Raw genomic sequence first — 7,943 nt, 5'->3', positions numbered from 1 at the left:
GGGAAACGCGCGAGAAAGCAGGTGACGGACAGCAGGTCGGCGCTGCCGCCCGGGCTCAGATTGCGTTCGATCAGCGCGTCGTCCAGGGCCGCCAGCCGGTCGCGCCCCTCGGCGTGAAGCCCCCCGCCGTCCCGCAACAGCGCGCGGGCTGCCTCCCGCACGTAGTCCAGACCCGCCGGCCCGCCGCGCGACACCAGATTGGTATCGGCATTGCCCGCCATCAAATGGAGCAAGGCCTGCAACAGCGACGTTTCGTCGTCGTAGCCGGCCTCCAGCAGCCGCAGATAGACCGGCAGGGCCAACTGCCGTGCCGTGGCATAGCCCGAGGCCGCTTCCCCGCGCGCGCCGGTCAGGCCGTAGCGTCGGAACAAGTGCTCGCCCGCCGTGTGCGCTTCGCGTTGGCTGTTCAATTCCGCCTGCACCAGATCGCGGCAGATATCCGCCACTTCGGCGCAGACGCCGCCGCGCGTGAGCGCACCGCCCCGTCCCAGCAGCCGCCCCGCCGCCGTGCACAGCAGCCCCAGCGCGAAGATGCCGCCCTTGTGCGTGTTCACGCCGCCGGTCGCCGCATACATCGCCTGTTCGCTGGCCAGCCCGATCGGGCGGATTTGCGGCAGAACGTCGCGCGCCGCCAGGCGCGCGTGCGCCACGCCCGCGCTCGCGAAACGGACGAAATCCGGTCCTATCGCCTGCGCGCTGGCCAGAAAGCTTTCCAGATCCATGTCCCGGTGTGCGCCGCTGTTGCGGCGGTCGACCAGACCCGGTTTCGGCGTCAGGTTGACCTCGCGCTCCAGCGCTTCGCGCGCCCAGAAGCCGAGGCGCTCGGCCGCCGCCCGGTGGGCGGGGTCGAGCGGCGGGGTCTCAACGAGCGGTCGCTCGGCGATCGAATGCATCGATCCGTTCCTCGATCGCGGCCAGCAGGCTCGGCAAGGTATGCCGCTGCGAGCGCGCGCACGCATGGGCCGCTTCCCCGCACAGCAGGCACGGCCGCGCCGGCATGCCCAGCGACTGGCGCGATACCGGTCCGCCGGCGCCGATCACGTCCAGATCCCACAAGCGGCCCAGAGCGTGCCGGTTTTCCAGCTCGACCAGTGCCGCCTTCAGGTGCGCCGCCTCGGCGTTGACCACGTACAACGCCTCCGGCCCGGTCGGCAGCCAATACACCTCGCGCTCGACGATAGGACGGCTTTCGCGGCTCAGGCAGGCATCCAGCGCCTTCAGGGCTTCGCGCATCACATGCCGTTGCTGCAAGCCGTCCTTGACCGGGCCCGGACTGACCAGGGTCAGCGAAACCAGCGGCAGCGAATAGCGCTCGCGTGCCGCCGCATGGCGTGCGGCGCGCGCATCGCGCGCCGCCAGCAGCTGCGTCAGCTCGACGCTGCGCGGGTGGGCGGGGGCGTTCATTCTCTCACCTGCCGGACCACGTCGATCACGCTGCCGTCGCGGTAGCGGATCACGCCGACGATGCGCTCGGTAAATTCGATCGCCTGCGGCTCGCCGGTCAGACCCACCGCGCGCTGGTACAGCGCCTCGATACTCATCACCGGCAGGCCGGCCGCGCGCAGGCGTTCGGCCACCTCGGGGCGGCCCGGGTTGACCGCGATGCCATGGTCGGTGACCAGGACGTCGATCGATTCGCCCGGCGTCACGACGGTCGTGACATGGCGCACCACGGTCGGGATGCGGCTGCGGATCAGCGGCGCCACCACAATGGTCAGGTTGGCGGCGGTGGCCACGTCGCAGTGGCCGCCCGAGGCGCCGCGCATCACGCCATCGGAACCGGTGATCACGTTGACGTTGAAGTCGGTGTCGATTTCCAGCGCACTCAGAATCACCACATCGACCAGGTCGCAGTAGGTGCCTTTGGACGACGGATTCGCGTACTCGTTGGTCGAGACTTCCAGGTGCCGCGGCGACTCGGCCAGCGATTGCGCGGCCACGTTGTCGAAGGACTGGGTGTCGACCAGGGTTTCGATCAGCCCCTTCTTGTGCAGATCGACGATGCTGCCGGTGATGCCGCCGAGCGCGTAGCTGGCGGTGATGCCCTGGCGCACCATGCGGTCTTCGAGGAAGCGCGTGGCCGCGGTCGAGGCCGCGCCGGAACCGGTCTGCAGCGAGAAACCGGTCTTGAAATAACCCGAGTGCTCGATCACGTCGGCGGCAAAGCGCGCGATCATCAACTCGCGCGGATTGCTGGTGACGCGGGCGGCACCGACGCTGATGCGCGACGGGTCGCCGACTTCGTCCACCTTGACGATGTAATCGACGCGGTCTTGCGAGATGCTCACCGGCACATTGGGGAAACCGACGATTTCATCGGTCAGCAGCACCACCTGGCGCGCGAACTGGGCATCGACCTTCGCATAGCCGAGCGAGCCGCAGCGCGACTTGCCATGCGAGCCGTTGGCGTTGCCGAAGACGTCGCAGCACGGGACGCCGAGGAAGGCGACATCGATCTTGATCTCGCCGCTCTGCAGCAGATGGACGCGTCCGCCGTGCGAATGAATCTGCACCGGCTTTTCCATCAGCCCGTGCGAAATCGCGTCGGCCAGCTTGCCGCGCATGCCCGAGGTGTAGATCTGGGTGATCACGCCGTTCTTGATGTGTTCGATCAGGGGCGCGTTGCACGACAGCAGCGAGCTCGACGCCAGCGTCAGGTTTTTGAAACCCATGCGCGCAAGCGTGTCGACGACGCGGTTGATCACCAGATCGCCTTCGCGGAAATGGTGATGGAAGGAGATGGTCATGCCATCTTGCAGGCCGGTGCGTTCGATCGCTTCTTCGATCGAGCCCAGCAGCTTGCGTTCGCGTTTTTGAACCGGGTCGGCCAGGTAGGGCGTGGCGGCGTTGGCGCCGGCGAACGGGCGCAAGGCGGCCAGTTGCGGCTGTTGACCCGACAGTTGTTCGATACTGTTCATTGTTATCTGTCTCCTGTTATTTGCGCGTGCCCGACGCCTGCGCCCGTTGCAGGGTGCGTTGCGCCTGGTTGACGATGGGGGCGTCGATCATCTTGCCGTTGAGGGCGATCACGCCCAGCCCGTCGCGTTCCGCCGCTTCGGCCGCCGCGATCACCCGCCGCGCGTAATCGACGTCTTCGTCGGTCGGAGCGTAGGCGTTGTGCAGGAGTTCGATCTGGCGCGGGTTGATCAGCGACTTGCCGGTATAGCCAAGGCGGCGGATCAGATCGACTTCCTTGAGGAAACCTTCTTCGTCGTTGACGTCGGAGTAGACCACGTCAAAAGCATCGATGCCGGCCGCGCGCGCCGCGTGCAGCACCGCACAGCGGGCATAGAACAATTCGGTGCCGTCGCCGCGTTCGGTCTGCATGTCGACGCAGTAGTCGAAGCCGGCCAGCGCGATCCCGATCATGCGCTTGGACGAGGTGGCGATCGCGTAGGCGTTGACCACGCCGATGGCCGATTCGATCGCCGCCATCAAGCGGGTGCTGCCGACTTCGCGTCCGCATTCCCGTTCAATGCGTTCGACCTGGGTCTCCAGTTCGTGCACATCTTCCGGCTTGTCGGTCTTGGGCAGGCGGACCACGTCGACACCGGCGCGGACCACGGCTTCCAGATCCTTGAGCCCGTAGGGCGTGTTGAGCGGGTTGATGCGCACGACGGTTTCGATTTCGCGATAGACCGGGTTTTGCAGCGCGTGGAAGACCAGCAGACGGGCGGAGTCCTTCTCGCGCAGCGAGACCGCGTCTTCCAGGTCGAACATGATCGAGTCCGGCTTGTAGACGAAAGCGGTGGACAGCATGGCGGCATTGGCGCCCGGCAGGAACAGCATGCTGCGGCGTAGTTTCATGACAGGTGCTCCCAGTTCAGGTCCGTGCAGGCGGCGCCGCGCAGAACGGCGGTCTGGACGCGGGCGCGGATGGCGCAGTCGAGCGCGCCCTTGTCTTCGATGATGATGCTGCCGGCGGTCACGCCCAGCCGCTGCAGCGTCTCATCGACCACGCGGCGGATTTGCTGGCCGAACTGCTTGATGACTTCGCTGCTCAGTATGATTTCCAGGGTATCGTCATGGCTCGGCGCGACCTTGACCAGCAAATCGCTGGATTCAAGGGTGCCGGCGATGGCCTCTTTGATGATTTTCATGGTGTGTCCATGTCCTGTTAAATGAATCGGAAAACGGGCGTGCCTGTCGGCGCGCTCAGCCGTAAATGCCGGGACGGCGCGTCGTATCGGGCGCGTAGTCGCTGATCAGTAGTTGCAGTGTGGTGGCGGGCACCAGCGGCTTGATGGCGTCGAAATTACCGCTCGCCAACAGTCGCCGCACTTCCGACGCCGAAATCGGCGTGCCGTCCTGTGCGGTGCGTTGCACCTCGACCACGGTGATCGCCGGAGCCGGCGAGGGGGCCCGCTGCAGCCAGTGCTTCATGTCTTCGTTGTATTTCTTGGTCACCGGGCAGAACGGCTCGGTGCCGACGAAACGGTGGGTGATGCCGAGCGCCGGGGCCAGGTACTCGCGGAACAGCAGCAGATCGATCGCCGTGTGGCAGCTGTCGATGATGCCTTTTTCCTTGAGGAAGTAGCCGGGGAAGGTGGCGCGCGAAATCATGTACTCCGACCCGTGGTGCACGGTCAGATTGGCAATGCCGGCCAGCCCCTGCGATACCAGCTTGAAGCGGTCGGAGTAGGGAAAAAACGAGGCATCTTCGCTGACGACGAAGACATGCAGCCAGTCGCAGGCCGCCGCCGCCTGCTGAGCCAGATAACGGTGGCCCAGGGTGAAGGGGTTCGCGTTGATCACGATGCAGCCGGTCTTGTCCGACGGCTCGCGCCGCATGCGCAGCCGGTCGCAGTAGCGATCGATGGCGACCGGACTGTTCTCCATCAACACGATGTAGTCCGGCACTTCGACCAGGGGATAGAAACCGCAGCCGCGGAAGAAGGGGACGTTGCACGGCTTGGCGTAGAGAAACAGATGAAAATGGTCGCGCTCGGCCGCCTGCTGCACGATCTCGCTGACCAGCTGCAGGCTCAGCGACTCGCCGCGGAAATCTTCGCAGATGGCCACGCACTTGATGATGTTGGTCGACAGTCCGGCGCAGGCGATCAGGCGCCGGCCCGCACGCGCGACCACGAACACATCGATATTGCCGTCCATTTCCAAGTGACATGCCGCGAGAAACTGCCGGATTTCGGCAGCTTCATCCGGGGCCTGGGCGGGTATCACGGTATAAAAATCAAATTCGCCAGACATGGCTCGTCACCATTTATGCGGCGCCTGCACCGCGCCCGGCGTGATTACCGGGCGCGGTGCGGGTATCAGGCCGCGTATTCCTCGCATAACACCGTATTTTGCAGTCGGCCGATCTTCTGGATCTCGACTTCGACCACATCGCCGTCCTTGAGGAACAGCGGGGGGACACGCTTTTTACCGACCCCGCCGGGCGAACCGGTGATGATGACATCGCCGGGTGCGAGTTCGGTAAACGTGGTGATGTACTCGATCAGCTCCGGCACGGTATGGATCATGTTGCCGGTGTGATCGTCCTGCACCATCATGCCGTTGAGGAAGGTGCGGATGGTCAGCGTCTGCGGATCGGCGATCTCGTCGGTGGTCACCATCCACGGTCCGAAGGCCCCGGTCTGGCGCCAGTTCTTGCCGGCGGTGAACCAGGTGTGCTGCCAGTCGCGCACCGACCCATCCATATAGCAGCTGTAGCCGGCGACGTGTTCGAGCGCCTTCTCGCGTTTGACGCGGAAGCCTGCCTTGCCGATCACGACCGCCAGTTCGCCTTCGTAGTCGAACTCCTCGGTCTGCTCGGGCTTGAGCACCGGGCAGGCGTGGCCGGTCTGCGAATCGGGAAAGCGCACGAACATGGTCGGTGCCGAGTTGGTTTCCTCGAATTCCTTGCGCTTGGCGGCATAATTCATGCCGACGCACAGGATCTTGCCCGGCGTTTCGACGATGGGCAGAAAGCGAACCTCGGCCAGCGCATGATCCACCGCGCAGTCCTGGAAGGCGCGGGCTTCGTCCAGCGCATCGGCGGCGAGCAGCGCCTTGATGTCGACAAACCTGTCGCCCAGGCGACGTCCGAGATCGACGATCCCGGCATCGTGATAAATGCCGAAGCTTTTAATGCCGTCTTTTCCTACAAAACTGGTGAGTTTCATAATGATAATGCCTTTGCAGCAATTAGTGAATGCCAGGGATATTGGCTTGCATCAGAACCAGTAATATCGGGAGGGTAATAATCGACAACGCCGTCGATGCCAGATAAATACTGGATGCTTCTTCTTCCTGTACGTTCCATTGATAAGCCAGGATGGCGGCATTGGTGGCCGTCGGCATCGCCAGCAGGAAAATCATTTCTTCAGCATGTTGACCGGTCAAGCCGAACAGCATGACCAGGGTCCAGACGATGGCGGGGTTGAGCAGGCACTTGAGCAGCAGATTCAGGGTAAGGCCCTTGCTCATGGACAAGCGGGTGCCGTACACCGCCACGCCGACCGCGAACAGCGAGATGAAATTGCACGACTTGGCCACGATGTCGAGGCTGGATACGGCGAATTTCGGCAGGAACTGGCTCAGCCCGCTGATGCTGAAGATCAAACCGACAAGCACCGCGGCGACCATCGGCTTCTTCAGCGACTTGAAGACGGCGGTGGTGAAAATTTTCACCCCGCTGATGTTGCTGTCGGCATTGCCTACCGAAGAACCCAGTTCAAGCAGGAACAGAGTGGCCGGGATGATGGTGACGGCGACAATGACATTGGCGACGGCGACCGAGACGGCCGAACTGGCGCCGATGAGCAATGCCAGAAAAGGGATGCCCATGCCGCCCATATTGGGAAAGCTGCACAGCATCGCCTGCATGGCGCTCTGGCGGATGTCCTTTTTAAGCGCCAGCTTGTTGACCAGGTAGCCGATCACCCACATGGAACACATCGCGATGCTGAATGCCAGCATCCAGGTGCCATTGAACACTTCGGACGGCTTGGCCTTGTAGGTTTCGTTGAACAGCAGGGCCGGGAAAACGAAGTCGGTGACCAGGGTAGAGCAGACTTTTTTCGCGCCCTTGTCGACGATGCCGCGATGAACGGCCAGCCAGCCCAGATAGATCAGCAAAAACACCGGGGCCATCGAGTTGAAAATTTGTAGCGCTATCTTGAAATTCATGATTTTTAATTTCTCCGTGCATCGTGAGCGTGTTGCGTTTTTTTGTGCATTTAGGCTTGGGAGAAAGGTAACGATCCAGGTGCATAATATATGTGACCTGGATCAAGCGCGGCTCGTGGTTTTTATGAATTAAAACCACTCTAAAAATTTAAACATTTGTTTCGGGCGGCGGTTGCGGTTTTTATGAATTTAATGTTTTTTAGTGGCGCAAGGCTTTGATTTTGTTTGCGGATGGCTAAGATGCAGCCCAGTAGATAACCGTATTGGCGAGAGGGTCGGTGCTTCTCACTGTGAATACCGTGGATGGGCACAGGGAGAAGGGGTGAACCGGTCCTCTCGCTGCGGGTACTTGAGACGGCGTCAGACCGCACTTAGCGAAGAGCCGGGATCGCCGGCCGCTTTTAACGTCACGAGAAAGATGGGCTATGCGCTCGAACCGACTTCACGCTATACGACTCAAACACGTTGAACCGCTCGCCATCGAAACGGCGTTGACCGAGTTCGATGTTCTGGCCAATCCCCTGATGAACAAGGGCACCGCATTCAGCGAGGCCGAACGCGACGAGTTCAAGTTGCACGGCCTGTTGCCTCCCTCGGTGCAGACGCTGGAAGAACAGGTGTCGCGTCGGCTCGAGGCCCTGCGCGCCTTGCCGACCGATCTCGACCGCTACGTGATGCTGCGCGAACTGCAGGACAGCAACGAGACGTTGTTCTACGCCGTTCTGACGCCGCATATCGAAGAAATGCTGCCGCTGATCTATACGCCGACCGTCGGCGCCGGCTGCCAGCGCTTCAGCCATCTCTACCGCAAG

8 protein-coding genes and 1 pseudogene are annotated in these 7,943 nt (G+C 62.7%); 1 reads left to right on the top strand and 8 read right to left on the bottom strand.

Annotated features, from left to right (window positions below; translation table 11 throughout):
* From citG to G520_RS0114335, 8 genes are all read right to left on the bottom strand, one after another.
* Nucleotides 1-893 (bottom strand): triphosphoribosyl-dephospho-CoA synthase CitG (gene citG, locus G520_RS22905; protein WP_051228844.1); only part of this gene is annotated, 893 nt, incomplete at its 3' end.
* The gene (citX, locus tag G520_RS0114365; RefSeq protein WP_028534242.1) at nucleotides 862-1,404 is read right to left on the bottom strand and encodes a citrate lyase holo-[acyl-carrier protein] synthase; all 543 of its coding nucleotides are present in this window, start codon (nucleotides 1,402-1,404) and stop codon (nucleotides 862-864) included. The genes citX and citG, both read right to left, overlap by 32 nt.
* Nucleotides 1,401-2,918, bottom strand: coding sequence for a citrate lyase subunit alpha (gene citF / locus G520_RS0114360; protein WP_028534241.1), 1,518 nt, complete (start codon nucleotides 2,916-2,918; stop codon nucleotides 1,401-1,403). Before citF ends, citX begins: the two co-directional genes overlap by 4 nt.
* Nucleotides 2,919-2,934: 16 nt before the next feature.
* Nucleotides 2,935-3,807 carry a citrate (pro-3S)-lyase subunit beta gene (gene citE / locus G520_RS0114355; RefSeq protein ID WP_028534240.1) on the bottom strand — a complete coding sequence of 291 codons (873 nt, stop codon included), beginning with the start codon at nucleotides 3,805-3,807 and terminating at the stop codon, nucleotides 2,935-2,937.
* Nucleotides 3,804-4,100: a citrate lyase acyl carrier protein gene (citD, locus tag G520_RS0114350; RefSeq protein WP_028534239.1), complete on the bottom strand. Its 297-nt coding sequence runs from the start codon at nucleotides 4,098-4,100 to the stop codon at nucleotides 3,804-3,806. Before citD ends, citE begins: the two co-directional genes overlap by 4 nt.
* A gap of 55 nt (nucleotides 4,101-4,155) precedes the next feature.
* A complete protein-coding gene (citC, locus tag G520_RS0114345) occupies nucleotides 4,156-5,208 on the bottom strand; it encodes a [citrate (pro-3S)-lyase] ligase (protein ID WP_028534238.1) in 1,053 nt (350 codons plus the stop codon).
* A gap of 65 nt (nucleotides 5,209-5,273) precedes the next feature.
* On the bottom strand, nucleotides 5,274-6,125 hold the full coding sequence (locus G520_RS0114340) for a fumarylacetoacetate hydrolase family protein (protein ID WP_028534237.1): 852 nt from the start codon (nucleotides 6,123-6,125) through the stop codon (nucleotides 5,274-5,276).
* Between the two features lie 22 nt (nucleotides 6,126-6,147).
* Nucleotides 6,148-7,131 carry an AEC family transporter gene (locus G520_RS0114335; protein ID WP_028536259.1) on the bottom strand — a complete coding sequence of 328 codons (984 nt, stop codon included), beginning with the start codon at nucleotides 7,129-7,131 and terminating at the stop codon, nucleotides 6,148-6,150.
* 425 nt (nucleotides 7,132-7,556) lie between these two features.
* Between G520_RS0114335 and G520_RS22900 the strand changes: the two are divergent.
* Nucleotides 7,557-7,943 (top strand): annotated as a pseudogene (locus tag G520_RS22900) (hypothetical protein); the annotation flags it as partial.

Origin of the sequence: Paludibacterium yongneupense DSM 18731, assembly GCF_000422925.1 — a bacterium.
GTDB lineage: Bacteria > Pseudomonadota > Gammaproteobacteria > Burkholderiales > Chromobacteriaceae > Paludibacterium > Paludibacterium yongneupense.
Note: the sequence above shows the minus strand (reverse complement) of the source record. Positions and strands in the feature narration are given on the sequence as shown.